20 protein-coding genes and 2 pseudogenes are annotated in these 24,523 nt (G+C 64.1%); 10 read left to right on the top strand and 12 right to left on the bottom strand.

Going from position 1 to position 24,523, the window contains the following annotated elements:
* Positions 1-81: 81 nt before the first annotated feature.
* Positions 82-834, top strand: coding sequence for a transcriptional repressor LexA (gene lexA / locus H0485_RS10910; RefSeq protein WP_226935481.1), 753 nt, complete (start codon positions 82-84; stop codon positions 832-834).
* Here lexA and H0485_RS10905 read toward each other — a convergent pair.
* Positions 828-2,969 (bottom strand): ComEC/Rec2 family competence protein, encoded by a 2,142-nt coding sequence (locus H0485_RS10905; protein ID WP_226935479.1) that lies wholly within the window; start codon positions 2,967-2,969, stop codon positions 828-830. The genes lexA and H0485_RS10905 overlap by 7 nt on opposite strands.
* Positions 2,970-3,074: 105 nt before the next feature.
* Here H0485_RS10905 and gltX point away from each other — a divergent pair, with 105 nt between their 5' ends.
* Together gltX and H0485_RS10895 are read left to right on the top strand one after the other, a co-directional pair.
* Entirely contained in the window at positions 3,075-4,481 is a 1,407-nt protein-coding gene (gltX, locus tag H0485_RS10900) for a glutamate--tRNA ligase (protein ID WP_226935477.1), read from the top strand.
* 115 nt (positions 4,482-4,596) lie between these two features.
* Positions 4,597-5,886 (top strand): citrate synthase, encoded by a 1,290-nt coding sequence (locus H0485_RS10895; protein WP_226935475.1) that lies wholly within the window; start codon positions 4,597-4,599, stop codon positions 5,884-5,886.
* Positions 5,887-6,092: 206 nt separating this feature from the next.
* On the opposite strand, the gene H0485_RS10890 is transcribed toward H0485_RS10895, so the two are convergent.
* Positions 6,093-6,524, bottom strand: coding sequence for an Lrp/AsnC family transcriptional regulator (locus tag H0485_RS10890; protein WP_226935473.1), 432 nt, complete (start codon positions 6,522-6,524; stop codon positions 6,093-6,095).
* A gap of 209 nt (positions 6,525-6,733) precedes the next feature.
* Between H0485_RS10890 and H0485_RS10885 the strand changes: the two genes are divergently transcribed.
* Positions 6,734-7,879: a type III PLP-dependent enzyme gene (locus H0485_RS10885; protein ID WP_226935471.1), complete on the top strand. Its 1,146-nt coding sequence runs from the start codon at positions 6,734-6,736 to the stop codon at positions 7,877-7,879.
* A 176-nt stretch (positions 7,880-8,055) separates the two neighbouring features.
* Here H0485_RS10885 and H0485_RS10880 read toward each other — a convergent pair whose 3' ends face one another.
* The 6 genes and pseudogenes from H0485_RS10880 to H0485_RS10860 form a co-directional block, all read right to left on the bottom strand.
* Entirely contained in the window at positions 8,056-8,508 is a 453-nt protein-coding gene (locus H0485_RS10880) for a GNAT family N-acetyltransferase (RefSeq protein WP_226935469.1), read from the bottom strand.
* A 256-nt stretch (positions 8,509-8,764) separates the two neighbouring features.
* The gene (locus H0485_RS22010; protein WP_435531502.1) at positions 8,765-8,992 is read right to left on the bottom strand and encodes a hypothetical protein; all 228 of its coding nucleotides are present in this window, start codon (positions 8,990-8,992) and stop codon (positions 8,765-8,767) included.
* Positions 8,993-9,017: 25 nt separating this feature from the next.
* A pseudogene (locus H0485_RS22005) lies at positions 9,018-9,299 on the bottom strand (IS110 family transposase); the annotation flags it as partial.
* Between the two features lie 115 nt (positions 9,300-9,414).
* On the bottom strand, positions 9,415-10,164 hold the full coding sequence (locus H0485_RS10870) for a heparan-alpha-glucosaminide N-acetyltransferase (protein ID WP_226935466.1): 750 nt from the start codon (positions 10,162-10,164) through the stop codon (positions 9,415-9,417).
* 166 nt (positions 10,165-10,330) lie between these two features.
* The gene (locus H0485_RS10865) at positions 10,331-12,196 is read right to left on the bottom strand and encodes an OmpA family protein (protein WP_226935464.1); all 1,866 of its coding nucleotides are present in this window, start codon (positions 12,194-12,196) and stop codon (positions 10,331-10,333) included.
* A 163-nt stretch (positions 12,197-12,359) separates the two neighbouring features.
* Complete coding sequence (locus H0485_RS10860; RefSeq protein ID WP_226935462.1) at positions 12,360-13,259, bottom strand: LysR substrate-binding domain-containing protein; 900 nt, start codon at positions 13,257-13,259, stop codon at positions 12,360-12,362.
* Positions 13,260-13,364: 105 nt separating this feature from the next.
* Here H0485_RS10860 and H0485_RS10855 point away from each other — a divergent pair, with 105 nt between their 5' ends.
* Both H0485_RS10855 and H0485_RS10850 read left to right on the top strand, forming a co-directional pair.
* Positions 13,365-14,585 carry an acyl-CoA dehydrogenase gene (locus H0485_RS10855; RefSeq protein ID WP_226935460.1) on the top strand — a complete coding sequence of 407 codons (1,221 nt, stop codon included), beginning with the start codon at positions 13,365-13,367 and terminating at the stop codon, positions 14,583-14,585.
* A gap of 297 nt (positions 14,586-14,882) precedes the next feature.
* Entirely contained in the window at positions 14,883-15,890 is a 1,008-nt protein-coding gene (locus H0485_RS10850) for a phosphoadenosine phosphosulfate reductase (RefSeq protein ID WP_226935458.1), read from the top strand.
* A gap of 31 nt (positions 15,891-15,921) precedes the next feature.
* Here the strand turns inward: H0485_RS10850 and H0485_RS10845 are convergent.
* Positions 15,922-16,338, bottom strand: a pseudogene (locus H0485_RS10845) (lysozyme inhibitor LprI family protein).
* 205 nt (positions 16,339-16,543) lie between these two features.
* On the opposite strand from H0485_RS10845, the gene pyrC reads away from it, so the two are divergent.
* The 3 genes from pyrC (at position 16,544) to H0485_RS10830 (ending at position 20,145) form a co-directional block, all read left to right on the top strand.
* A complete protein-coding gene (gene pyrC / locus H0485_RS10840; protein ID WP_226935456.1) occupies positions 16,544-17,587 on the top strand; it encodes a dihydroorotase in 1,044 nt (347 codons plus the stop codon).
* 105 nt (positions 17,588-17,692) lie between these two features.
* Positions 17,693-18,370, top strand: a complete 678-nt coding sequence (locus H0485_RS10835; protein ID WP_226935455.1) for an orotate phosphoribosyltransferase — start codon at positions 17,693-17,695, stop codon at positions 18,368-18,370.
* A gap of 263 nt (positions 18,371-18,633) precedes the next feature.
* On the top strand, positions 18,634-20,145 hold the full coding sequence (locus tag H0485_RS10830; RefSeq protein ID WP_226935453.1) for a replicative DNA helicase: 1,512 nt from the start codon (positions 18,634-18,636) through the stop codon (positions 20,143-20,145).
* Between the two features lie 102 nt (positions 20,146-20,247).
* On the opposite strand, the gene H0485_RS10825 is transcribed toward H0485_RS10830, so the two are convergent.
* Together H0485_RS10825 and H0485_RS10820 are read right to left on the bottom strand one after the other, a co-directional pair.
* Complete coding sequence (locus H0485_RS10825) at positions 20,248-22,002, bottom strand: divergent polysaccharide deacetylase family protein (RefSeq protein ID WP_226935451.1); 1,755 nt, start codon at positions 22,000-22,002, stop codon at positions 20,248-20,250.
* 239 nt (positions 22,003-22,241) lie between these two features.
* Positions 22,242-22,556 carry a hypothetical protein gene (locus H0485_RS10820; protein WP_226935449.1) on the bottom strand — a complete coding sequence of 105 codons (315 nt, stop codon included), beginning with the start codon at positions 22,554-22,556 and terminating at the stop codon, positions 22,242-22,244.
* 226 nt (positions 22,557-22,782) lie between these two features.
* On the opposite strand from H0485_RS10820, the gene H0485_RS10815 reads away from it, so the two are divergent.
* Positions 22,783-23,253 (top strand): hypothetical protein, encoded by a 471-nt coding sequence (locus H0485_RS10815; RefSeq protein WP_226935447.1) that lies wholly within the window; start codon positions 22,783-22,785, stop codon positions 23,251-23,253.
* A gap of 64 nt (positions 23,254-23,317) precedes the next feature.
* On the opposite strand, the gene H0485_RS10810 is transcribed toward H0485_RS10815, so the two are convergent.
* Entirely contained in the window at positions 23,318-24,163 is an 846-nt protein-coding gene (locus H0485_RS10810) for an inositol monophosphatase family protein (RefSeq protein WP_226935446.1), read from the bottom strand.
* Positions 24,164-24,523: the final 360 nt, after the last annotated feature.

The following is a 24,523-nucleotide window of genomic DNA, read 5'->3' as shown; positions in this document are numbered from 1 at the left end:
CAAACCGGGAACACGGGCAGAACATAATACCAACGCCCCCTGAGGGCTTCTGATCTGCGCTTTGTTCCCGGGAGTTGAAAGATGCTGACACGCAAACAGCTGGAGCTTCTGACCTTCATCCGTGACCGTCTGGAAGCCGATGGCATTCCGCCCTCGTTTGACGAGATGAAAGAGGCACTGGATCTGCGCTCAAAATCCGGCATTCACCGGCTGATCACCGCGCTGGAAGAGCGTGGCTTCATCCGCCGCCTCGCCCATCGCGCCCGGGCGCTTGAGATCATCCGCCTGCCCGAAGCCGTCGAGAAACGGGCAGCTTCTGCTGGCATCACTGCCAAAGCCCCCGCCCCTGCCCCGGAACAAGCCCCGGCGGCCGCCGCAAAAGACCCCGCCTTCACGCCCCGGGTGATCGAAGGCGATCGCAGGGAGGCGCCCCAGGCCGATCCGGTCTATGCGCTGGAACTGCCGGTCATGGGCCGCATTGCTGCCGGTGTGCCGATCGAGGCAATCTCCGAGGCCTCGCATAACATCGCCGTGCCCGGTGCCATGCTCTCGGGCCGCGGCAATCACTATGCGCTTGAGGTCAAGGGCGATTCCATGATCGAGGCCGGGATTAATGACGGGGATATCGTCGTGATCCGCGAGCAGGATGTGGTCGATAATGGCGATATCGTCGTGGCGCTGATCGAGGAACAGGAGGCGACGCTGAAACGCTACCGCCGCCGTGGCACGATGATCGCGCTCGAAGCGGCCAACCCCGAATATGAGACCCGGGTCTTCCCCGAGAGCCGGGTGCGCATCCAGGGCCGTCTCGTCGGGCTGATCCGCAGCTACTGATCGGGCGGCGCTGCCAGGAACGGCAGATCAGGCCAGGGGATTGCCTCTGGCCTGCCACTCCAGATCCGTGGCCGCAGCGCCTGACGCAGGCGGATGCCTCCGCCCTCACGGTAAAAGGCCAGCGCGCCGGTCCGGCTGAGCAGGCGCTGATCCAGCAAAGGACAGCGCACCGGGGCCGCTCTGGCCCGCGCGGCAAGCACCACCAGATCATAACGCGCACAGGCCTGGCTCAGCTGTGCAAGCCCCGCCTCGCCCTGCAGCATCACCCCCCGCAGCCCGGCGAAGCTGAATTCCCGCGCCGCCTTTGTACCCGAAAACCCCGGTCGCAACGCGGCCTCTGCCGGCGGGGTCAGATCGCCGTCACGCTCCAGCCAGTCTGCGGCCGCGAAAGCGCTGCCACGGGGCGATGACAGGGCCAGCTCGCCCGCCCCTAGCAATCCCGCCCCCCGCAGCCCGGCCAGCCGCCCATCCGCGGCGATCAGCAGATCCGGTCGCCCGGCCAGCGGCCAGCAGATCAGCCCGGCAAGGATCAGCCCGGCTCCGGCCAGCCGCGCCCGGCCCGGCCAGCAGATCAGCCAGAGCCCGCCCAGCGAGATCAGTGGCAGCGCCAGCCAGTGCGGCGCAGCAATGCCGATGACCGCCCCCTCCATCGCCGCCACCCAAGCGGCCACAAAGAGGATCCATTCCGCGCCCAGCCCCATCAGCCACAGCGGCACGAAGGCAAGGCCAAAGGGGGCAAGCAGAAAGGCCAGCACCCCCATCGGCATGATCAGCACCCCCATGGCAGGCACGGTCAGAAGATTGGCCAGCAGGCCATAATCGGCAAAGCGGCTGAAATGCGCCGCCGCATAGGGCGCTGTGGCCAGCCCGCCGATCAGCGATGAGGCGATCAGCGCGAAAACCGGCAGAACCAGCCGCGGCAGCCGCCCGCGCTGCAACAGCCCGTCCAAGGCCTGAAAGCCGCCGGTCAGCGCCAGCGTCGCCGCCATCGACATCTGAAACCCCGGCTGCACCAGGCTCTCGGGGCGCCAGATCAGTATCAGAAACCCGGCCAGCGCCACCGGACGCAGGCTGAGCGCGCGCCGGTCCAGCAGCACCGCCAGCAGCAGCACCGCTGCCATGACAAAGGCCCGCTCAGTCGCCACATTCGCGCCGGAGAGCAGCAGATAGAAAAACGCGACCGGCAGCGCAATCAGCGCCGCAATCTTCTTTGCATTGACCCGCAGGGCGAGGCGCGGCCAGCAGGCAATGCCGCCCCGGATCAGCCCGAACAGAAAACTGGTCAGAAAGGCCAGATTCATCCCCGAAATCGCCAGAATATGCGCCAGCGAGGAATCACGCAAAGCCTCGATCGTTGCGCGCGAAATGCCCGAACGATCGCCGGTCATCGCGCCTGCGGCAAAGGCCCCGGCCTCGCCGCCGATCGAAGCCCGGATCCCTGCCGAAAGCCAGAGCCTGAGCCGGCCAATCCAGGCCTCGCCCGAAGCGGCAGGCTCGAGCAGCAGCACCGGGTTGGGGCTATAGCCCACCGCCCCCAGACCGTCAAAAAACGCCATGCGGCGAAAATCAAAACCGCCCGGCGCGGCAGGCTCTTCGGGGCGGGCCAGATGGCCGGTCAGCATGACCCGCTCACCCGGGCGCGGATCATGCCAGAGCCGCGCCCCCGAGAGCGAGATCCGGATCCGGCGCGGGGTTTCCTCCGGCCCCATGCGCTCCAGCACCGGATCCTCCAGCGTCAGACGCAGCGCATCGCTGGCCGAGCGGTCAATCTCGCTGACCCGCCCCTCAATCGCGCCGTAATAGCGCCAGCCGATCACCGGCGCCGCCACCAGATGGGCGCGCAGCCCGGTGATCAGAAAGCCAAGCGCCAGCAGGCTCAGCCCCGGCCCCGCCAGTTTCCAGGGATCGGGCAGACGCCAGGCGGCCAGAAGCCCGAGCGCAGCCAGAGCCACAGCGCCGAGATAGTGCCCCGCCCCCGGCTCGTGCTCCAGCCCGAACCACAGGGCGATCCCGCTGGCGAACAGGCCAAAGCCCAGCGGCAGCAAACGGCCCCGCGCCGCCTCGAGGCCCAGAAAAGCCGCCCGCAGCCCGATGCGCGGCGCCTGCCCCTCTGGCTGCGGCAAAAGCTCAGCCACCTTGCCCTCCCCCCTGCCTCGCGGGTAAATGCAGCCCAGATCCCTGCCCCACCTGCGCCCGGCGTGATCCTCGCCCGGCATGGTTTCCGAAAGGTTAATTTCGACATGTCCAAGCCGGTCGTGACCCGCTTCGCCCCCTCGCCCACCGGCTTTCTGCATATCGGTGGCGCACGCACTGCTTTGTTCAACTGGCTCTATGCCCGGGGCCGCGGCGGCAAATTTCTGCTGCGTATCGAAGACACCGACCGCGAACGTTCAACCCCCGCGGCGACCGAGGCCATTCTCAAAGGTCTGACCTGGCTCGGCCTCGACTGGGATGGCGATGTGGTCAGCCAGTTTGAGCGCAAGGAGCGTCATGCCGAAGTGGCGCACGAAATGCTGGCGCGCGGCACCGCCTATCGCTGCTGGTCCACGCCAGAGGAAATCGCTGACTGGAAAGCGGCGCAGGAGGCTCAGGGCATCTCATATGCCGTGTTCCAGAGCCCCTGGCGCGATGCGGATCCCGCCAGTTTCCCCGCCGACAAGCCCTTTGCCATCCGCATGAAAGCCCCGCGCGAGGGCGAGACGGTGATCGGGGATCAGGTCCAGGGCCAGGTGGTGATTAAAAATGAGACGCTCGACGATATGATCGTGCTGCGCTCGGATGGCACGCCGACCTATATGCTGGCGGTTGTGGTCGATGACCATGATATGGGCGTGACCCTGGTGATCCGCGGCGATGACCATCTGGTCAATGCCGCGCGCCAGCAGATGGTCTATACCGCCATGGGCTGGGATGTGCCGCAATGGGCGCATATTCCGCTGATCCACGGCCCGGATGGCAAGAAACTCTCCAAGCGCCACGGCGCCACCGGACTCGAGGAATATCAGGCGCTTGGCTATCCGGCGGCCGGAATGCGCAATTATCTCACCCGTTTGGGCTGGGCGCATGGCGATCTCGAGATCTTTACCTCGGCTGAGGCGATGGAGGTCTTTGACCTCAAAGGCATCGGCAAGGCCCCGGCGCGGCTGGATTTCAAAAAGCTCGAGAACACCTGCGGCCATCATATCGCCATGGGGGATGACGCTGCACTGCTGCATGAACTTCAGGCCTATCTGAGCGCTGCCGGCAAAGCCGCTTTGTCACAAGCGCAGGCTGATCGGCTGCAAAAAGCCATGTATTGCGTGAAGGATCGCGCGAAGACCTTCCCCGAACTGCTTGATAAGGCGCATTTTGCCCTGATCTCGCGCCCGGTGCAGCCCGATGAGAAATCTGCGGCTTCGCTCGATACGGTATCCCGTAGTATACTGACTTCGTTGACGCCGCAGTTGCAAAATGCTAGCTGGACGAAGGAAGCACTTGAGACCATTCTGAACCAGGCTGCCAGCGATAACGGGATCGGATTCGGCAAACTCGCCGCACCGCTTCGCGCTGCCCTGGCGGGTCGCAGTGCTACTCCATCCGTCTTCGACATGATGCTGGTCATCGGTCAGGATGAAACGATCGCGAGGCTCTCGGAGGCCGCGGCTTAACCGCCGCCCGCACCCCCCCGAGCCCTGCGTTGCCCCGGCCCTGCCGGGGCAGAGACCAAAGCTGAGGGTCGCCCGCCAGCCCGCGCGCGGCCTGCTACACGGGGGAAGTGTAAGAATGGCAGACAGAAAAGCGACGCTGACGCTGGATGGCAAGGAATTTGACCTTCCGGTGCTCTCGCCCAATATCGGCCCGGATGTGCTTGATATCCGCAAGCTTTACGGCCAGGCCGATGTTTTCACTTACGACCCCGGCTTCACCTCGACGGCATCCTGCGAAAGCGCGATCACTTTTATCGATGGTGACGCGGGGGAGCTGCTGTATCGCGGCTATCCGATCGAGCAGCTGGCCGAGAAATCCACCCATCTCGAAACCTGCTATCTGCTGATGAACGGCGAGCTGCCGACCGCAGCCCAGCTCAATGATTTCACCAATCGTGTGACCCGTCACACCATGGTGCATGAGCAGATGCATCAGTTCTTCCGTGGCTTCCGCCGTGATGCCCATCCGATGGCCACCATGGTCGGCGTGGTCGGGGCGATGTCGGCTTTCTATCACGACAGCCTTGATATCAATGACGAATGGCACCGCGAGGTCGCCTCGATCCGCATGATCGCCAAGCTGCCGACCATCGCCGCAATGGCCTATAAATATTCGGTCGGTCAGCCCTTCGTTTATCCGAAAAATTCGCTGTCCTATGCCGGCAATTTCCTGAACATGTGCTTCGCCGTTCCGGCCGAGGATTACGTGGTCAACCCGATCCTCGAGAAAGCCATGGACCGCATCATGATGCTCCATGCCGATCACGAGCAGAATGCCTCGACCTCGACCGTGCGTCTGGCAGGCTCTTCGGGCGCCAATCCCTTCGCCTGTATCGCGGCCGGCATCGCCTGCCTCTGGGGCCCGGCCCATGGCGGCGCCAACCAGGCCTGCCTCGAGATGCTGCGCGAGATCGGCACCGTTGACCGGATCCCGGAATTCATCGCCCGCGCCAAGGACAAGAACGATCCCTTCCGCCTGATGGGCTTCGGCCACCGCGTCTATAAGAACTTTGACCCCCGCGCCAAAGTGATGAAAGAATCGGCCGATGAGGTCCTGGGCCTGCTGGGAATCGAGAATAACGAGACCCTGAAAGTCGCCAAAGAGCTGGAGCGTATTGCGCTGGAGGACGAATATTTCGTCTCGAAAAAACTCTATCCGAATGTCGATTTCTACTCGGGCATCATCCTTGAGGCGATGGGCTTCCCGACCTCGATGTTCACCCCGATCTTCGCGATCTCGCGCACCATCGGCTGGATTTCACAGTGGAAAGAGATGATCTCGGACCCGACCGGCAAGATCGGCCGCCCGCGTCAGCTCTATGTGGGCCCGCTGAAACGCGACTATCTCGATCTGCGCGCGCGCTGAGGCGCGGCACCGGATCGGTAAAAAAAGGGGGCGTGCCATCGGCGCGCCCCCTTTTTTGGTTTTTCACGTTGGTTTTACGCGAAGGAGGGGGGCGCCCCCCGGCCCCTGCAGGGGCCTTCCCGGGGATATTTAACGGACAGATGAATGCACCCCAGGTTTTCATCGGTCTGAAAATATCCCCGCCCGGGGCCTTGCTTTCCCCGGTATCACACCGCGCGGTCGATCCGGGTCGAGAGATGGATCAGACTCTCGGAACTTTTCACCCCGGTCAAAGCGCCGATCTGATCAAGCACTTCATCCAGTAAACGGGTGTTTTCGCAGGAGATCTGCAGCAAAAGGTCGAATCGACCGGAGGTGGTGAAGACCTTTTCCACCTCATGGATCGATTTCAGCCGGGTCAGAATCGCCGCCTGACCGCGTGGCTCTATGGTCAGCAGCACCGAGGCGCGCAGCCGCCCCTCGCGCGCGGCCTCGCCCAGTTTCAGCGTGTAACCAGCAATAACTCCAGTGGTTTCCAGCCGTTCCAGCCGGGCCTGAATCGTCGAACGTGCCACTTTCAGCCGCCGTGCCAGGGTCGCAACCGATATCCTGGCATCGGCGCTGAGCAGGCCAATCAGACTTTTATCGAGATCATCCATCAATATGACTTCCTTTTTCGTCATTATAACGATCAATTCTGGCAGATATATAGTTTTGTCCGGTGAAATTGTCGCACATATGCAGCATCCTTCTTGCAGGAAAAGGGCGGCTCATACGCACCTGGCCTGGTTTCTTCAGACCACGCAGGTGCCCGACCCAGGAACTAAGGGAAGGGCGAAGCGTTCTATTGGCAGAAAGGGAAACGCCGATGGGACTTTCACGAACGATCTGGAACAATCCGACCGAATTCATCCGGCTGCACCAGCCGGAAAATCCGGTGCTGTTCTTTGCACCCACGGTCGCTCAGGCCGCCGCCCGCCGCTTTATCACTGGCTTCCCCGGCCTGGTGACCTATGCGGTCAAATCGAATCCGGGCGAGGAAATGATCTCGAATCTCGCCACTGCCGGGATCACCGGTTTCGACTGCGCCTCGCCTTTCGAGATTGATCTGATTCGCCGCCTCGTGCCCGAGGCCGCTATTCACTATCACAATCCGGTGCGCTCGCTGGCCGAGATCGCCCATGCCGTATCCCACGAAGTCAAAAGCTACAGCGTTGATTCCGCATCGGAACTCGCCAAGCTGATTGCGCATGTCCCGGCTGAAGGCTGCGAAATTTCAGTGCGGTTCAAACTGCCGGTCGGTGGAGCCGCCTATAATTTCGGCGCCAAATTCGGCGCCACGGCTGAGCTGGCCGTCGAGCTGCTGAAGACCGTGGCCGAGGCTGGCTTCACCCCCTCGCTGACCTTCCATCCCGGCACGCAATGCACCGATCCCGCCGCCTGGGAGACCTATATCCGCAAGGCCGCCTGGATCGTGGCTGAGGCCGGTGTGCGCATCTCGCGCCTCAATGTAGGTGGCGGCTTCCCGAACCACCGTCTCGAGGCGGTGGTGCCCGAGCTGGAGAGCATCTTCGATGTGATCGGCCGCACCGCGGATGAGGCTTTCGGCGCCGATAAACCGGTGCTGGTCTGCGAACCGGGCCGCGCGCTCTGCGGTGATGCTTTCACCCTGATGGCCCGTATCAAGGCGATCCGCGACGGCGAGCATGTCTTCCTCAATGACGGCATCTATGGCATGCTGAATGAAATGCCGCAGATCGGCATGATCGACCGGCTGCAGGTGCTTTCACCGGCAGGCGAGCTGCGCCATGGCGAGGTCCAGCCGCGCATCGCTTTTGGCCCTACCTGCGATTCCGTTGACCGCCTGCCCGGCGAAATCCTGATGCCTGCCGATATCGAAGAGGGCGATTATGTCGCCTGGCATGGCATGGGGTCTTATTCGGTGGTCACCAACAGTCGCTTTAATGGCTTTGGCGAGCTGCAGATGGCCACCGTGCTGACGCAAAAGCTCTGAACAGTCAGTCCGGGCTGCGCGCCCCTGACAAGAAGCCCCGCGCCGGTTTCCGGCGCGGGGCTTCTCTATTGGGGGTATGTCTGTCAAACACTCTGATCTTAGTGGCAGCTTTGCGGGACGAAGCGGTCGCGCACAGGGCGATCGGGCGAAGCAATGAAGCCCCACCCGACCACATATCACCCCTTCAAGATGAGTGTCGCGTTCGGGAACGGAAGGCCTGATTCATCGATATCGCGTCGGGAAACCTCGCAGAAACCGATCCCCCTATAGAAGCGAACGGCCTGCTCATTCTCGGTGTAAACTTCGAGGGACAGTTCCCCCGTCCTGGCGAATGCATCGGCGATGAGCTTGCGCCCGATACCGAAACCCTGCCGGTCTGGCGCAATGAAAATGCCGCCAACGAAACTGCCGAGAAGGCTGATGAATCCAACAACTTCACCGTCGAGGTAAGCCACTGAAGTCTCTGCCTTTGGCAGATACTCGTCTTCGATCAGCTTGCGTTGCTCGGTAAGCCTTGCCTCACCGATGAACGGATGTGCCTTCAGCGAGGCTTCGAACCAGATACTGGAAAGTTTTTTCAGATCCGTTGCCGCATCAAACGGTCGGATCACTAAGTTTGTGTTCTCCATGAGAACTCCACAGAAATCATGCAAAAAGGTTCGGCAACTATGTGCCGAGCGATGCCGCTACATGCGGTTTAATCGAAGCCTCTGTGCATAAATCTCCTTGTGGGACAGGAAAAACATAGCACGCCCGGCAATACATGCCAATGACCGCAATGGGCTCAAATCTACTTCGGCCTGGTTCGCAGGCCGTCTGTTTTTGGTCATTATCTCACCCGCCCATGGCGGTTGATCCCGGCAGGTGCCTTGCTTCTCTCCGAAGTCAGCACTGGGCCGCTTCATGATGGGGTCGGAAGATGACGCGCGCCTCGTATTGAGCGCGTGTGACAGCACCAACCTTCAGGCCGAAATTGCACAGCAACCCGCGCAGGCTGTTCCCGGCGTCGATGATCTTCGATTGCAGGAACTTCCGCGCCGTCAGCAGCATCCGGATCTCCTGGCTGCGCTCGGTCTTGACATGGACCGGCCGATACAGGCCGACACGCATCATCCGGGCGATCCCGCGTATCGTTTCTGTCGGTCTTGCTGATCTGCGCTGAAAGTGCGGCCTTCATCGGCCGCGTCTCGACGCAGATGACCGGATAACCCGCAGTAGCAAGGCCGCTGTAGAGCCATTGCGAGAGCGGTCCCGCCTCAAGGCCGATCCGGCGATAATGCCCGTAAAAATTGCCGGGCAGCGCAGCGATGGCCGAGGGTTCACTTTCGACCTTCGCCTCCTTCAGAACCTGACCCGCGCCATCCATCACACAAATGCTCGTGGTGCGAACCGAAACATCCAGGCCGACACACAGATCCATGGCAGTGCCTCCTGAAGACATGAGCAGTAGGAGCTTGCCCGGATAACCGCCGGCCTGTCACCCCGCCGCCGAAGCAGCGGGGCGGCCCCCGATCATCCCATCTTTTATTTACCGCTCAGAAAGCCCGGAGCCAGGCAATGGCGCTGAGCAGGCCGATCAGCAGCGGCTGATGCAGCAGATAGATCAGCAGCGAATGTTTTCCCGGCCAGGCCAGGCGGCGCAGCAGCGGCGTTGCAGGCAGCGCCAGCCGCTGCCAGAGACCATAGCGCCCCATCAGCTTTGCCGCGACCATTCCGGCAAGGAAGGGCGCAAACCACGGGAAAAGCGGCTCAAAATCAGCAGTATAGGGCGAGACGCCCGAGAGGCCGGTCCAGATCAGCGCGCCGCCGAACACCGGGTTGGCATAGAGCCAGGGCAAAGCGAAGACAAAAGCGGCAATCCCCAGCACCAGCGGCCAGGGCAGGCGCAGAAAGGCGAGGCCCAGCAGCGAGGAGACCAGGATTGAATGCAGGATGCCGTAGAACACCCAGACCTGCGGCATGGCAATCCTGGTGCCGAGCGAAACCAGAACCGCTGCAGCGAGGATCTTCGCCGCGCGCCGCCAGAAAGCGGGCCAGCGGATCCCTGCCCCATGCGACAGCCAGAGCCCGATCCCGGCGAGAAAAATGAAACTGCCGGCGGTCAGCCGGGCGAAATACCAGAAAAAGCCGGTGCCGGGGGTCTCGGGCGGCAGATAGCCGAACATCGCCAGATCCCAGGTCAGATGAAATATCACCATGGCCAGCAAGGCGAGGCTGCGCGCCAGATCGAGGATCAGATAGCGCTGGGGGGGGGGCGCACTGCCGCTGCTGTTCTCAAGGCTCATCCCGTGCGCTCCGCTGCATTGCTCTCTCCCCTCCTCACCTGCCCCGCCACCGGCAGCGCTGCAAGACAGATCTGCGTGAGAGCCAGCGGGCAATAAAAAACCGGCGCGGGGGCGGCTGTCACACACAGCCCCGCGCCGGTCGGTTTCAGTCTCGCTCAGCCAGCGCTCAGAATTTGCGCAAAAGCGGGGTGATCAGCCGGACATTGACCCGGCGATTGGCGCGTTCTGCCTCCTGCGAGCGGATTTTCAGCTCGGATTCGCCATAGCCCTGCACCACCAGGTTTTCCGGCGGCACGTCGAAATATTCGGTCAGCGCCAGAGCCAGACTTTCGGCGCGACGGTCCGAAAGCAGCAGGTTTGAGCTGGCCGAGCCGACGGCATCAGTATGGCCCTCAATCAGGAAGACATGGCGCGGATTGCTGTCCAGCAGCTGCCCCATCAGGCGGCCAAGCTCGGCCAGCTTGCGCGCTTCGGTCGCCCGGATCACCGAGGAGCCGGTGTCAAAGGTGATGCTGTCCACCTCAACCGTTGCCGCCAGTTCACGCACTTCGCGGATCTCACGGATCTGGCGCAGGCTGAACTTGCGACCCAGCCTTTCGGCCTCTTCGGCGGCGAGTTCGGCCTTCAGCGCCGCATCGCGGTCAGAGGTCGAGATCACCACGCGGTCAGGGTGCGGACGGGGCAGTTCGCTGACCCGGATTGGCTCTTCGGCATAGAGATCGTCAAACAGCACCATCTCAACGCCCTGCCGGTCATAGGCCGAACGGCGCAGCACCCGGCCCGAGGCATTGCGCACCGTCACCACCTGGGTGCCATCCTCACGGGTAACCACGGTGCGGGTCGAACCATCGTTAAAGCTTTCGGTGCTGGTGCGCACCCCGGGGCGACGCAGCACAGCGTCATCGTCTTTATAAACAACATAGCTGCCATCGGGGTTTTCCACCACGACCCGATCACCGCTGTTCGAGACCACACGGCGCTCTTCCGCTTTATTGCCCGAGCTGATCACCGTGCCGATTGCCAGCGCGCCCAGCGCGACCAGGCCAACCTTCTCGAGATCAGAGAGACCGGATTTCTTGCCTTTCGACACCTCCACCGGAGCGGCCGCGAATTCCTGCTCGGAGCTGCGGGCGGTCTCGGGGGTGATCAGGGTTTCGACCACGCTGGCCGGGGCCACGGCGGTTGCGCCCTCAGCCGAACCGGCAGCGCCGGTTTCAAGGAAGCCAGCCGCCGCCGGCAGGCCGGTGACAATGCCGGCCTCAGCGGCATTGCCCTCTGCGGTGACGGCCTCGTTACCTGCCTCGATTGCAGTCGGTTCAGCAAGCAGGCCGCTCAGCACCTCTGCGGCCTCAGCCTCGACCACCGGCGCATCGACCGGCTCAGCTGCCGGTTCTGCCGGAGCTTCGGCCAGCGGCGCCGAGGGCTCTTCCGCCTCCGGCTCAGCTGCGGGCACGGCCGGGGTCACGGCCGGAGTTTCGGTAAGCATTTCCACCGGCGCTTCCTCTGCCGGGACTGCCTCGGCCTCTGCCTCTGCCTGAGCCGCAGCCTCCGCCGCTGCCTGAGCTGCGGCTTCTGCCTGCGCCTGGGCTTCCACCTCGGCCTGCGCGGCAGCTTCGGCAGCGGCAGCCTCCGCCGCAGCGGCTTCAGCCTCAGCCTGAGCAGCAGCCTCGGTCGCTGCGGCGGCGGCAGATTCGGCTTCGGCCTGGGCCTTTGCCTCGGCCTCAGCGGCAGCCTGTGCGGCCGCATCAGCCTCGGCCTGAGCCGCAGCTTCTGCCTCCGCCCGGGCTTCGGCCTCTGCCTGAGCTGCTGCCTCGGCAGCCGCAGCCGCTTCAGCCTGGGCCTCGGCCTCGGCCTGCGCCGCCGCCTCGGCGGCTGCTGCCGCCTCTGCCTCTGCCTGAGCCGCCTGCTCCTGCAGCAGCTGTTCACTCAGCGCTGCCGGGTCTTCTGCCACATCCTGTGCCACGACCGGCAGGGTCTGAAACGAGGTCAGGGCCACCGACAAAGCAGTGGTCGAGATCAGAATTTTCCGCATAGGCCTTCCTTTTTTACCGCCGGCCAGGCACCGGGCTGATTCCCGGCCGCCGTCTTCTCCGGGGCATTACCGCCCCATTTGCTGCACCGGAACCGGTTGTTATGCGATAGCAACGTCGGTTTGCAGGCAGAGTTCCGCCCCGCGCAGCAACCTTAACCCGCTCTCAGCCCGTCTCACCCGTCTGGCAGGTCTCACTCGCCAGCCAGTCCCGGAACGAGGCCAGCGGCGCGCGCGCGCCACGCCCGGCGGGCGAGACCAGATAATAGGCACCGCTCGCCGCCACCGGCGCGCCGAAAACCGGCACCAGCCGCCCCGCCTCCAGATCCGCCCGCACCTGCCAGGGCGGCAGCAAGGCCACTCCCATGCCATGCACCGCCGCCTGGGCCATAGTGGCGAACTGATCAAACAGCATCGCGGGCGGGCGCTGCCCCTCCAGCCCCTTTTGCGCCGACCAGCGGCCCCAGTCGCCCGGGCGGCTCTCGAGCTGCAAAAGCGGCAGCTGCAGCACCCTGGCCACCGATTCCGGCGGCTGGCTCAGCAGCTGTGGTGCGGCCAGGGCCTGGATCTCTTCCTCCATGAGCTTGAGGAATGACACCCCGGGCCAGTCTTCGCGGCCATAATGGATCGCCGCATCAAAATGCGATCCCTCAAAGTCAAAGGGGCGCAGCCGGGTCGAGAGATTCACCGTCACCTCCGGATGCGCGGCGGCAAAACGCGCGAGGCGCGGCGCCAGCCAATGCATGCCAAAGGCGGGAAGAATGGCCAGATTCAGCGCCCCGCCCGCCGGATTGGCCCGCAGATGCAGCGAGGCGTCTGAAAGGATTTTCAGCGCCTTACGCGCCTCGGCCAGATAGTCCTGCGCCGCCGGGGTCAGGCTGAGGCGTTGTTTCTCGCGGCTGATCAGCGCCACGCCGAGCTGCGCCTCAAGCACCTGCAGCTGTTTGGAGATCGCGCCCTGGGTCAGCGCCAGTTCCGTCGCTGCCGCCGAGGCCGTGCCGAGGCGTCCGACCGCCTCCAGCGCCAGAAGCGATGCGATTGAGGGCAGATAGCGACGCGGCAACATATGAGTATTCCTCATAATCTGATGACAGAGTTTCGTTACACCCCCGGGGCCTTTCCATGCAATAACCCTGACAACCCCAGCCGAAACGCGCCCGTGAGGATTGAAATGTCAGACCGCCCAAAGCTGAAAGCCAAAGACACGCCGGATCTGAGCCGGTTCGATTATGCCGATGCCTTCCGTCTCGATGAGCAGCTGACCGAAGAAGAGCGCGCGATCCGCGATTCGGCCCGCGCCTATGCCCAGGAAAAGCTGCAGCCGCGGGTGATTGCCGCCTTCCGCGAGGAAGCCACCGATCCGGAAATTTTCCGCGAAATGGGTGAGATGGGCCTGCTCGGCGTCACCATCCCCGAGGAATATGGCGGGCTTGGCGCCTCATATGTGGCCTATGGTCTTGTGGCGCGCGAGGTCGAGCGGGTCGACAGCGGCTATCGCTCGATGATGTCGGTCCAGTCGTCGCTGGTGATGTATCCGATCTATGCCTATGGTTCGGAAGAACAGCGCAAGAAATACCTGCCGAAACTGGCCTCGGGCGAATGGATCGGCTGCTTTGGCCTGACCGAGCCCGATGCCGGTTCGGACCCGGCCGGGATGAAGACCGTCGCGAAGAAAACCGCGAATGGCTATGTTCTGAACGGCTCGAAAATGTGGATCTCGAACGCGCCGATCGCCGATGTTTTCGTGGTCTGGGCCAAATCTGAGGCGCATGGCGGCAAGATCCGCGGCTTCGTGCTCGACAAGGGCACCAGGGGTCTCAGCGCACCGAAAGTCGGCGGCAAGCTCTCCCTGCGCGCCTCGATCACCGGCGAGATCGTGATGCAGGATGTGGAAATCGGCGAAGAGGCGCTCCTGCCCCATGTCGAGGGGCTGAAAGGTCCGTTCGGCTGCCTCAACCGCGCCCGTTACGGCATTTCCTGGGGCGTGCTCGGCGCGGCGGAATTCTGCATGGAAGCCGCGCGTCAGTACGGGCTCGACCGCAGGCAGTTCAACAAGCCCCTCGCCGGTACACAGCTTTATCAGCTGAAGCTGGCCAATGCGCTGACCGAGATCTCGCTGGGCCTGCAGGCCAGCCTGCGCGTCGGCCGCCTGCTCGATGAGGCCAATGCCGCGCCGGAGATGATCTCGATCATCAAGCGCAACAATTGCGGCAAGGCGCTCGAGATCGCCCGTCACGCCCGCGATATGCATGGCGGCAACGGCATTTCCGAGGAATTCCAGGTGATCCGCCATATGGTGAACCTCGAAACCGTCAATACCTATGAGGGCACGCATGATGTTCACGCGCTGATCCTCGGTCGCGCCATCACCGGGCTGCAGGCCTTCTTCTGAGATCGGACGGCCCCTTTACGGGCCGGATGACGGCGAGGGCCCCGCCCCAAAGCTCCTGCGGGGCCCTCTCTGTAACCTGAAAAGCCCGCGCCCCGGCCGCTGCCGGTGGCGCGGGCCTTGCCGTTTTCATGCCCCCGCTCCCGCGCCGCGCCACCAGAGCGGAATAAGACTGTTCACAATCCCCCGCCTGATCTGCGCCGGATTTATCTTGGAGAATTGCGGCAGAGCGGTGATAATCGCAGGGAATATTGCGACGATGCCCCGCCCTTCGGTCCGGGCGCGCCGGCAGAGGAAAGAATGGAAGACCAGGCTCATAAATTCCAGGCGGCCTCCGGAGCAGAGCCTTCCTGGCTTGCCGCGATGGAACGCATCGCCGAGGTAGACGGCTATCTCGATCCGCTAGGCGCGCGTCACCGGGTCTTCTTTGCCGAGACCGGGCCGAAGCTGCTGGTCTGTTTTGAGCGCGCCGAAACCATCCGGGCCCGCGATGACAAAATGCCCCCCGCCTGGGAATATGCCCAGGCCAATGGCTGGTCCTTTCTCTGCGTGATCGCCGAGGGCGAGACCTTCTGGCGCGCGCGTGAGGTCTGGGGCTATTTCGACCGCATGGTCGATGACGCGTTTTTCGACGATTTCGATCAGGTTCTGTTCTATGGCGCCGGGCCCGCGGGCTATGCCGCGGCCAGCTATATGGTCAGCGCCCCCGGCGCCTCGGCTTTGCTGATCGCTCCGCGGGCCACGCTTGATCCCTCAGTTGCCGCCTGGGACAGCCGCCACCGCGCGCAGCGCCGGCTCGATTTCACCAGCCGCTATGGCTATGCGCCGGATATGACCGAAGCGGCGGCGAAGGTCTGGCTGATTGCAGACCCGATGAACCCGCCCGATGCCGCCCATGCCGCTTTGTTCCGCCGCCCCTGGGTGACGCAGTTTGCCATGCGCTGGAGCGGCGAGCGCAGCGAAAGACTGCTGCTCGCCTCTGGCCAGCTTGGCGCCCTGCTCGGCGCGGCGATGGAGGGAAATCTGGATGCGGCGCTGTTCCACCAGGCCTGGCGCGCAAGGCGCAATACCCCGCTTTATCTGCGCGGGCTGATGGCGCTGGCGCTGGCACGCGGCCGCCCCGGGCTTGAGCAGATCATCGTAGGCTCGGCCGCAAAAAGGCTGCGCACACCGCGCTTCCTGCGCCGGCTGGCCGAGATCGAGGCCAGCCCGCTCAGCACAGCCCGATCCGCCAGCGCGGCGAGACCGGCTGAGGAGACCCACCCCCTCAGCCAGACCGGGGCCGCGCCCTCACGCTCAGTGGGCTGAAGCCCCGCCCGGGCGCGCGCCCGGCTGGGCCTCACATATCGCTGTATTCGAGCAGCGTGGTGAGATCCCCGGTCCTGGCCCGGGTCAGCTCGGTCATGCAGCCATAGACCAGCAAAGGCTCGGCACTGCCGCCGCGCATCGGCCAGCCCGCCACCTCGCAGGAGGCATCGCGGTAGCTGATCTAGGCCCGCTGCGCCTGGCGCAGCTTTTCCGCACCGCCGCGCTCGGCCTCGGGCAGATCCGCATCCCAGGCTTTCAGCATCGCCATGACCTGCGGATAGACCGCGTTCAGCCGGGCATCCTCTTCCTCCCAGGCCGCGACCGCGCATTCATTCATATCGCTCTGGGTCACTGTCGTCTCACAGTCAGCGGCGAGCGCAGGCCAGGGGAGAGATCCGGCAAAGGCCAGGGCAAACGGGAGGGCAAGGGGGAGAGCGCGCAGCGACATGAAAGCTCCATAGAGTTCGGGACCTTTCCCATCAGCCCCAGGCCCTGGCACATTGGCAATGGAATTGTGCACTCCGGGGCGAAAAGGTCTGGATTGTCTGTCGCCGCGCGGGCCGCAAAACGGCGGTGACAGCATGATCCCTGAGGGGCGGCAGAGCCCTCAGAGCCACTGGCATTTCCTGCCGCTTTCCTGTAGCGCCGGAGCCATGACACAGCATCTTGACATCCGCCGCCCCGACGACTGGCACCTGCACCTGCGCGATGGCGCGATGTTGCAAGGGGTGCTGCCCGAAACCGCACGCCATTTTGCCCGTGCGATCATCATGCCGAACCTGGTGCCACCGGTGGTGACCGGCGATCAGGCCGCTGCTTACCGCGAGCGCATCCTCGCCGCTCTGCCCGAGGGCATGGCGTTTGAGCCGCTGATGACGCTCTATCTGACCGAGGGCACTGATCCTGCCGATGTGGCGGCAGCTGCCGCCTCGGGTCTGGTCAAAGCGGTCAAGCTCTACCCGGCGGGCGCGACCACCAATTCGCATTCCGGCGTGGCGAACCTTGATAAGGTCATGCCGGTGCTGGAAAAAATGGCCGAGATCGGCCTGCCGCTCTGCACCCATGGCGAGGTGGTGACGCCCGAGGTTGATATTTTCGACCGCGAGGCCGTCTTTATCGACACCGTGCTCGCGCCGCTGCGCAAACGCCTGCCCGAGCTGCGCGTGGTGATGGAACATATCACCACCGAGGATGGCGTGGCCTATGCGGCAGAGGGGGGCGATACTCTCGGCGCCACCATCACCACCCATCATCTGATCATCAACCGCAACCACCTGCTGGTCGGTGGCATCAAGCCGCATTACTATTGCCTGCCGGTTGCCAAACGCGAAAAGCACCGCCTTGCTCTGCGCAAGGCCGCGACCTCGGGCAATCCGCGCTTCTTCCTCGGCACCGATTCCGCCCCGCATATCGATGCGCTGAAAGAACATGCCTGTGGCTGCGCCGGCTGCTTTACCGCCACCAATACCATGGCGCTGCTGGCGCATGTGTTTGAGGAAGAGGATGCGCTCGGCCAGCTCGAAGCCTTCGCCTCGCTGAACGGCCCCGCTTTCTACCACCTGCCCGCCAATGAAAGCCGCCTGCGCCTTGTCAGACGCGAGGCGGCCCAGGACTTCCCCGAAAAAATCCTGACCGGCGCCGGCCCGGTCACCGTGTTCAACCCCGGCTTCCCCGTCTTCTGGTCGGTGGAAAGCTGATTTTTCCCTGATGAGAATATGCCCGCCGCAGCCATGCGCCTCAGCTGCAGAGGCTTTCGCGGCGGGCCTGTTCAGATCAGGGAAAAGCCTGAAGGAGCCTATGAGATGATCCCCGCCGCTTTCCCGCCGAAAGAAGAAATTGCCCGCCTGACCGCGCGCGCCTTCCTTGAGATTGGTGCCGTGCATTTCAATGCGCGCGAGCCCTTCACCCTCGCTTCCGGCCTGCCCTCGCCGACCTATATCGACTGCCGCAAGCTGATCTCCTATCCGCGCATCCGTTCGATGCTGATGGATTTCATGGCGGTCACCGTGATGCGCGATGCCGGCTTTGAGGCTTTTGACAATATCGCCGGTGGCGAAACCGCAGGCATCCCCTTCGCCGCCCTGGTGGCCGAACGTCTGGCCCTGCCGATGACCTATGTGCGCAAAAAGCCGAAAGGCTATGGCCGCAATGCCCGGATCGAGGGCAATATGTCGGAAGGCCAGCGCGTCCTGCTGGTCGAGGATCTGACCACCGATGGCGGCTCGAAACTGAGCTTCGTCGATGCGATCCGCGAGACCGGCGCCAGCTGCGGCTGGACCTCTGTCATCTTCTATTACGACATTTTCAAAGAGACCGAGGCAAAGCTGGCCGAGCATGGCATTCAGCTCAGCTATCTCTGCACCTGGTGGGATATGCTGGCCGAGGCCCGCGCCCAGGGCATCTTTGATGCCGAGACCCTGGCGGGGGTTGAGGACTTCCTCAATGATCCCCGCGCCTGGCAGGCAGCCCGCGCGAAATAAGCGCCACTCCGCCCGCAGAGCTTGCACCCCCGGGGATTTCCCGGGGGTAATTTTGTGGACAAGTTCGGGAAAACTCTGCGCGGAATCGCAGGGATAGAGTATATTTCCCGATGAACACCCCTGGATCTGGTGGAACGCCTGCAAGGCCTGGCGGCGCCGGTCCCGCTCGCCATCTTATCCACAGGGTTTCCAACAGATCTGCCCTCAATTGCCGTCACAGGCCTGAGCAGGGTATGACACAGACTGACATGAGGCAGACATCCATGAGCGAAATCGCGAAAATCCGGACTGATCTTCCTGCGCCCGCTGCGGCCGAAACCGAAGTCCTTCCGCATAATATTGAGGCCGAACAGCAACTGCTGGGCGCGATCCTGGTCAATAACGACATTTACGACCGCATCGCCGCGACGATTAAGGCCCAGCATTTCTATGATCCGGTGCATCGCCGGATCTTTGAGATTGCCTCGGCCCGGATCCAGAAAAACGCCCTTGCCTCGCCGGTGACGCTGAAGGGCTTCATGGAAGAGGATCAGGGGCTGAAAGAGCTGGGCGGCCCCGCCTATCTCGCCCGCCTTGCCGGGGCGGCAATCTCGGCCTTTGCCGCGCGCGATTACGCGCAGATGATCTATGATCTCGCGGTGCGGCGTGAGCTGATCCAGCTGGGCCGCGATATTTCGGCCAAAGCCGGCAAGGTTGAGGTCGACAGCGAGCCGCGCGAACAGATCACCGAAGCCGAGCAGCGCCTCTACAAACTTGGCGAACAGGGCCATGTTGAGCGCGGCTTCCAGAGCTTCCTGAAATCGGTCACCGATGCGGTGAATAATGCCAATGCCGCCTATCAGCGCGGCGGCGGTCTGGCCGGGATCTCGACCGGGCTGACCGATCTCGACAAGAAGATGGGCGGGCTGCATGATTCCGACCTTATCATCCTCGCCGGGCGTCCCTCGATGGGGAAAACCTCGCTGGCCACCAATATCGCCTTTAATGTCGCCAAAGCCTATAAGCGCGGCCGCAAGCCCGACGGGGCCGAGGGCGCGGTTGAGGGCGGCGTGGTCGGTTTTTTCTCGCTTGAGATGTCGGCCGACCAGCTGGCGGCGCGTATTCTCTCGGAAGCCTCAGAAGTGCCCTCCGAGCAGATCCGGCGCGGCGATATGACCGAGACCGAATTCCGCCGCTTTGTCGATGCTGCCAAAACGCTGGAAAGCTGCCCGCTGTTCATCGATGACACCCCGGCGCTGCCGATCAGCCAGGTCGCGGCCCGGGCCCGGCGTCTGAAGCGGACCCATGGGCTCGACGTGCTGATGATCGACTATCTTCAGTTGCTGAAAGGCTCGAGCAAGGCCTCGGAAGCGAACCGGGTGCAGGAGGTTTCCGAGATCACCCAGGGGCTGAAAGCGATTGCCAAAGAGCTGCAGATCCCGGTGATCGCACTGTCGCAGCTGTCGCGCAACGTCGAAAGCCGCGAGGACAAGCGCCCGCAGCTTTCCGACCTGCGCGAATCCGGCTCGATCGAGCAGGATGCCGATGTGGTGATGTTCGTCTACCGCGACGAATATTATAAAGAACGCGAGAAGCCAGGCGATCACGAGCTGGAAAAAATGGCGGCCTGGCAAGAGGTTATGGAACGCGCCCATGGCAAGGCCGAGGTCATCCTCGGCAAGCAGCGTCACGGGCCGATCGGCTCGGTCGAATTGTCATTCGAGGGTCGCTTCACCCGCTTTGGCAACCTCGCCCGCCCCTGGGATGGCGGCGCAGGCCCCGATGCCGGTTTCTGAGCAAGGCGCTTTGTGCCAGCAAAAACCCCGGGCCATGGCCCGGGGTTTATCTTTTCTGTCCGGCCTCCAGGGCGCGCGCAGGGCCCGGGGTAAGGTAAAGGCTCAGTCAGCTTTCAGCAGCGCCGTGACCGGCGCCAGGGCAACCGATGCCGCCCGGCCCTCCAGCGACCATTCCAGGAGCGCCGCCACGGTCTCGGCCCGGACCCGCCCGACCACCATCACCTGGCCATCCTGCACCGCCTTGAAAGCGGCACGGTCGAGATAGCGCCGGATCAGCGGTGCCTCCTCATTCTCAGAATCAAGCGCGCGGAAAATCACCGCCGAGGGCAGATCCTCGCGCTTTGCCACCTGATCCGCCGCATTCAGCCCGGCATTCCAGGTCAGAAGCCCGCGGCCCTGCCCCGCCACCACCGGCACGATCATCGCCGAAAGCGGGCGGTCATTCTGGAAGCTGCGTCCTGGCATATCCATCACCGCCACCGCTTCGGGCAAAGCCGCGCCCATGGCTGCAAAAGCCACCTCCAGATCGCTGGCCTGGGCCCCTTTCGGCAGGAAGCTTGCCAGCATCACCACCTCCTGGCCCGCCGCGCGGTAAAGCGCCGCCCGGGCAGCTGTGGCCGGATCCTGCGGATCGAGAGCGAAGGTCACCGGGAAGGGCAGCCTTGCCAGAACCTCACGATCCACCTCCGCCGCGCCTTCATCAATCAGCACAATCGCATAGAGCGGGCGCGCGCCGGGATTTTCAAAGGCGCGGGCATAAAGCTGGCGCGGCAGGTCACCAGATTCAGAGGGTGCCTCAGCAGTCGCGGCGACCGGCGGCGCATCGCCGATCCGGGGCAGCCGCGAGGCCTCGGTCTCGCTGGTATGGCCCGGCAGGCCGGAAACGCGCGGTCTCGCGGTTTCGCCACCATCGGGCACCGTCCGGCGTATGCCGTTTTCATCTACTGCCAGCTCTGCCGCCGCCGGAGCAGAGTCGGGGCCAGAGTCGGGGGCCGCTTCGGCGGCCGGTGGGGCCGGTTCGGGCAGGGGCAGCTCACCGGCACTGATCGCCTCAAGCAAGGCCTGTTCTTCAGGGGTCAGCGGCGGCAGGCCGGGATCGGCAAGCACCTCCGGCGCGCGCTCTTCTGCCAGCTCCTGCGGCGGCGGCAGCTTTTTGCCCGCCTCAGGCAGGGTCAGAGGATCCGGCAGCAAAGCCCTCTCCCCCGTCGCCTGGCCCGGCGCCTCTGGTGCAGCCGGGGCTTCGGCACTGGCCTCAGGGGCTTTGATCTCAGGGGCTTTGATCCCGGGCCCTTCAGTCCCAGAGCTGTTCATCCCGGCGGCGCTGGCCGCAGGGGGCACAGGCAGATCCCCGGCGACAGGCGGCCCGGCCACCTCTGGCGCGCGCAGAGCCTCTGGGGCCTGCGGAGCCTGAGGGGCGGTTGCTCCCCCGGCTTCTGGCACCAGCAGATCTGCGGCAGCGGTTTCGGATCCGGCCCCTTTCGGGGCCTCGTCTGCCACCTGGGGCGGTTTTTCTGCTGTGGTATTTTCAGCCGGGGCGGTGCCCCCCCCGGTTTCAGGCCCCGCTCCAGGCGCAATGTCTGTCGCAGCACCGGCCTCAGCCCCGGGCGGCATCACCGGCTCGGCCAGGGCTTCGCTCAGATCATCGCGCGCGGGTGCGGGATCGGCAGGCTTGTCCGGGACCGGCATGGCTTCCGGCCTGCTCTCGGGCGGGGTCACTTCCGGCGTTTTCACCGCCGCCGGTATTGCAGCGCTGTCCGCAGCCTGACGCGGCGGCTGGGCCATCAGTGAGACCAGAGCCAGAACCCCGGTTCCGACCAGCCCGCCAAATCCAATCCCCAAAAGAAACCTGCCGACCACTCTCGTCTCCTGCCTCAGCACGCCTTCGGGCCTGACGACCCGCTATGCGTTCGGGATTTCGCGTTCCATTGTCCTCGGTGGCCCGCAGGGCAGATTCTGTCGCCCCGACCCGGCTGCTGCCACATCTCTTCTATATCGCTGCTCTTTTCACGCTTCACGCTTTTTCAGCCCCGTATTTTTTAGCCCCGGGGCGGATAAAGCCATGGACTGGGCCCGCGCACCCGCCTGCCCGGCCGCGATCAGGTGTCAAGCTCCCAGCCATCGGGGTAAAAGTCAAAGCCGACAGCAATGCGCGTCGCCAGTTCCTCATATTTCCAGATGTCATCGGCGGTGACCGGAATCGGTCCGATCGAGGCGATCAGCGTCTCATCATCGAGGCGCTGGGTACGGAAGCCTTTCGCCTGCAGCGCTTTCTCAAGTCCAGCGAAATCCGCGGCCTCGATCTCGGCAAAGAAAGCGTAATCGATCACGGCCCGCTCGGGGAGTTTCACCCCTTTCGACTCGCGGAAAGTGTCAAAGGTTTCACGGCGCTGATATGCATAATCATGGGTCATGCCCTGTCATAGCCGCGCGCGGGCGGCGGCTCAATCGCCTCGCGGCGCCAAAGCAGCGATCCGGCGGCGAATGGCACAGAATTTGGCCGCAGGGCGTGCGATCAGCCCCGCTCTGCCATGTCAGCGCCATTTCAGCGCCCCCGGCCCGCCATCTCGGGATGATCAGGCTTGACGCATAACCACAGGAAGATATCCCTGAACCTGTCCCCTCACCGGAGCCGAGCCCTTGCGCGCCACCGCCATCCTCGCCGCCCTTGCCATGCTGACATCGCTGTTTCTGACCTGGTTCACCCCGGGCACGCCGGGTCTGAGTTTCGCACCGCGCGAGCTGATCTCAGCGGTCCAGCCCGATCTGACCGGGGTGACGAATTTTATCAGCCAGTCGCCGCCGGAGGTGACGCTGTTTCTTGCCAGCTTTGTCCTGGCCACGCTTTTCCTGGTGCTGATGCTGTTCGATCTGCCCTCGCGCCTGCTGGCGCTGGCGGCGGGCGGGCTGGGCCTTGGCCTGATGCTCTGGAGCGGGTTCAGGATCTGGAGGGGCGGGCTGAAAAACCCGCTGCCACCGGAGCTTGGGCTGAATGACGGCGGCGAGATCGTGAAATTCGCCGCCGATGTGATGGGCTATGGGGCCTGGGCATGGTCGCTCGGCGCACTGCTGCTGTTCATTGCCGGTCTGACCGGCTTTGCCCGGCGCTGATCCGGCCCCTGGCCAGGTGCCGCCCGGGCCAGGTCAAGTCAGGTCAGGTCAGGCCCCGCTGCGCTCAGCCGGCCTGCAGCAGCGCCAGCGCTGCAGCATGGATTTCGGGATTGGCCGCCGCGATCACCTGGCCGCCCTGGGCGGCATCACCGCCCTGCCAGTTGGTGACAATGCCCCCTGCCGCCCGGATCACCGCCATCGGCCCCTGAATATCATAGGCCTGCAGCCCGGCCTCGATCACCAGATCGATCTGCCCGGCAGCCAGCAAAGCATAGGCATAGCAATCCATGCCATAGCGCACCAGTTTCACCGCCCCGGCCACCCGCTGGAAGGCCGCAGCCTCGGCCGGGCTGCCGATTTCGGGGAAGGTCGAGAACAGGATCGCCTGATCAAGGCCGCGCGGGCCACGGCAGGCCAGCGGCTGCTCGCCCTGCGGCCCCTGCAGCCGGGCACGGCCGAAACCGCCCTCAAATCTTTCACCGATATAGGGCTGATCAATCAGCCCGTAGAGCGGGCCCGAGGCATCGCCGACCGCGATCAGCACGCCCCAGGTCGGCGTGCCGCTGAGAAAACCCCGGGTACCGTCAATCGGATCGAGCACCCAGGTCAGCCCGCTGCTGCCTTCGGTCACGCCTTGTTCCTCGCCAAAAACCGCATCATCCGGCCGCAGCCGGGCGAGGATTTCACGCATGGCAATCTCGGCCTCACGATCGCCCAGCGTCACCGGGTCAAAGCGCTGGCTTTCCTTGCTCTCCGCCGCCAGCCCGGGATGGCGGAACCAGCGCAGCGAGGCTTTGCGCGCCGCATCGGCCAGGGCATGGGCGGTGGTGGTCAGCTCATCGATCAGCGCCGGAGACAGATCGGCAGCGCAGAGCGGCTGGGCTGAAGACTGGCGGGGAGACTGGGGCATGGCGGCGCGCTCCTGAAAACGGTTCAGCCCAGCCGCTACTTGCCAGGGCAGACTGCGTCAAGCGAGGAGAGGCGGGGGAACGGCTGCAAGTGCATGGCGTGCCCGCCCTGTCTGCCCGCCCCGTCTGACAGCGCAGAGCGCTCAGCAGCCAGGTCAGGCCGGGCATGGTGAGGCCCTGCGAAATCAGACCGGGTGGGACCGGCACCCTGGCTTTGTTCTGACCAGGGCTGCCGGGGACTGTCCTGAAGTCTGTGTATCTGGGCCGGTCCATGCGGTTTCAGATACTCAAGCGGCGAAGCGCTCGCCGAACATTATGGCGAACTGGTTGCGGGCGGCAAACCATTCCCGGACGTTGCGACC

It is taken from the genome of Pseudogemmobacter faecipullorum (genome assembly GCF_020539525.1).
Classification (GTDB): domain Bacteria; phylum Pseudomonadota; class Alphaproteobacteria; order Rhodobacterales; family Rhodobacteraceae; genus Pseudogemmobacter; species Pseudogemmobacter faecipullorum.
This window is presented reverse-complemented; position numbering and strand designations above follow the sequence as displayed.

What these genes read in the sequence shown, in the direction of transcription:
- lexA (WP_226935481.1), top strand. Translation starts at nt 82, where the DNA reads ATGCTGACACGCAAACAGCTGGAGCTTCTGACCTTCATCCGTGACCGT.
- gltX (WP_226935477.1), top strand. Translation starts at nt 3,075, where the DNA reads ATGTCCAAGCCGGTCGTGACCCGCTTCGCCCCCTCGCCCACCGGCTTT.
- H0485_RS10895 (WP_226935475.1), top strand. Translation starts at nt 4,597, where the DNA reads ATGGCAGACAGAAAAGCGACGCTGACGCTGGATGGCAAGGAATTTGAC.
- H0485_RS10890 (WP_226935473.1), bottom strand. Translation starts at nt 6,524, where the DNA reads ATGGATGATCTCGATAAAAGTCTGATTGGCCTGCTCAGCGCCGATGCC.
- H0485_RS10885 (WP_226935471.1), top strand. Translation starts at nt 6,734, where the DNA reads ATGGGACTTTCACGAACGATCTGGAACAATCCGACCGAATTCATCCGG.
- H0485_RS10880 (WP_226935469.1), bottom strand. Translation starts at nt 8,508, where the DNA reads ATGGAGAACACAAACTTAGTGATCCGACCGTTTGATGCGGCAACGGAT.
- H0485_RS22010 (WP_435531502.1), bottom strand. Translation starts at nt 8,992, where the DNA reads ATGATGCGTGTCGGCCTGTATCGGCCGGTCCATGTCAAGACCGAGCGC.
- H0485_RS10870 (WP_226935466.1), bottom strand. Translation starts at nt 10,164, where the DNA reads ATGAGCCTTGAGAACAGCAGCGGCAGTGCGCCCCCCCCCCAGCGCTAT.
- H0485_RS10865 (WP_226935464.1), bottom strand. Translation starts at nt 12,196, where the DNA reads ATGCGGAAAATTCTGATCTCGACCACTGCTTTGTCGGTGGCCCTGACC.
- H0485_RS10860 (WP_226935462.1), bottom strand. Translation starts at nt 13,259, where the DNA reads ATGTTGCCGCGTCGCTATCTGCCCTCAATCGCATCGCTTCTGGCGCTG.
- H0485_RS10855 (WP_226935460.1), top strand. Translation starts at nt 13,365, where the DNA reads ATGTCAGACCGCCCAAAGCTGAAAGCCAAAGACACGCCGGATCTGAGC.
- H0485_RS10850 (WP_226935458.1), top strand. Translation starts at nt 14,883, where the DNA reads ATGGAAGACCAGGCTCATAAATTCCAGGCGGCCTCCGGAGCAGAGCCT.
- pyrC (WP_226935456.1), top strand. Translation starts at nt 16,544, where the DNA reads ATGACACAGCATCTTGACATCCGCCGCCCCGACGACTGGCACCTGCAC.
- H0485_RS10835 (WP_226935455.1), top strand. Translation starts at nt 17,693, where the DNA reads ATGATCCCCGCCGCTTTCCCGCCGAAAGAAGAAATTGCCCGCCTGACC.
- H0485_RS10830 (WP_226935453.1), top strand. Translation starts at nt 18,634, where the DNA reads ATGAGCGAAATCGCGAAAATCCGGACTGATCTTCCTGCGCCCGCTGCG.
- H0485_RS10820 (WP_226935449.1), bottom strand. Translation starts at nt 22,556, where the DNA reads ATGACCCATGATTATGCATATCAGCGCCGTGAAACCTTTGACACTTTC.
- H0485_RS10810 (WP_226935446.1), bottom strand. Translation starts at nt 24,163, where the DNA reads ATGCCCCAGTCTCCCCGCCAGTCTTCAGCCCAGCCGCTCTGCGCTGCC.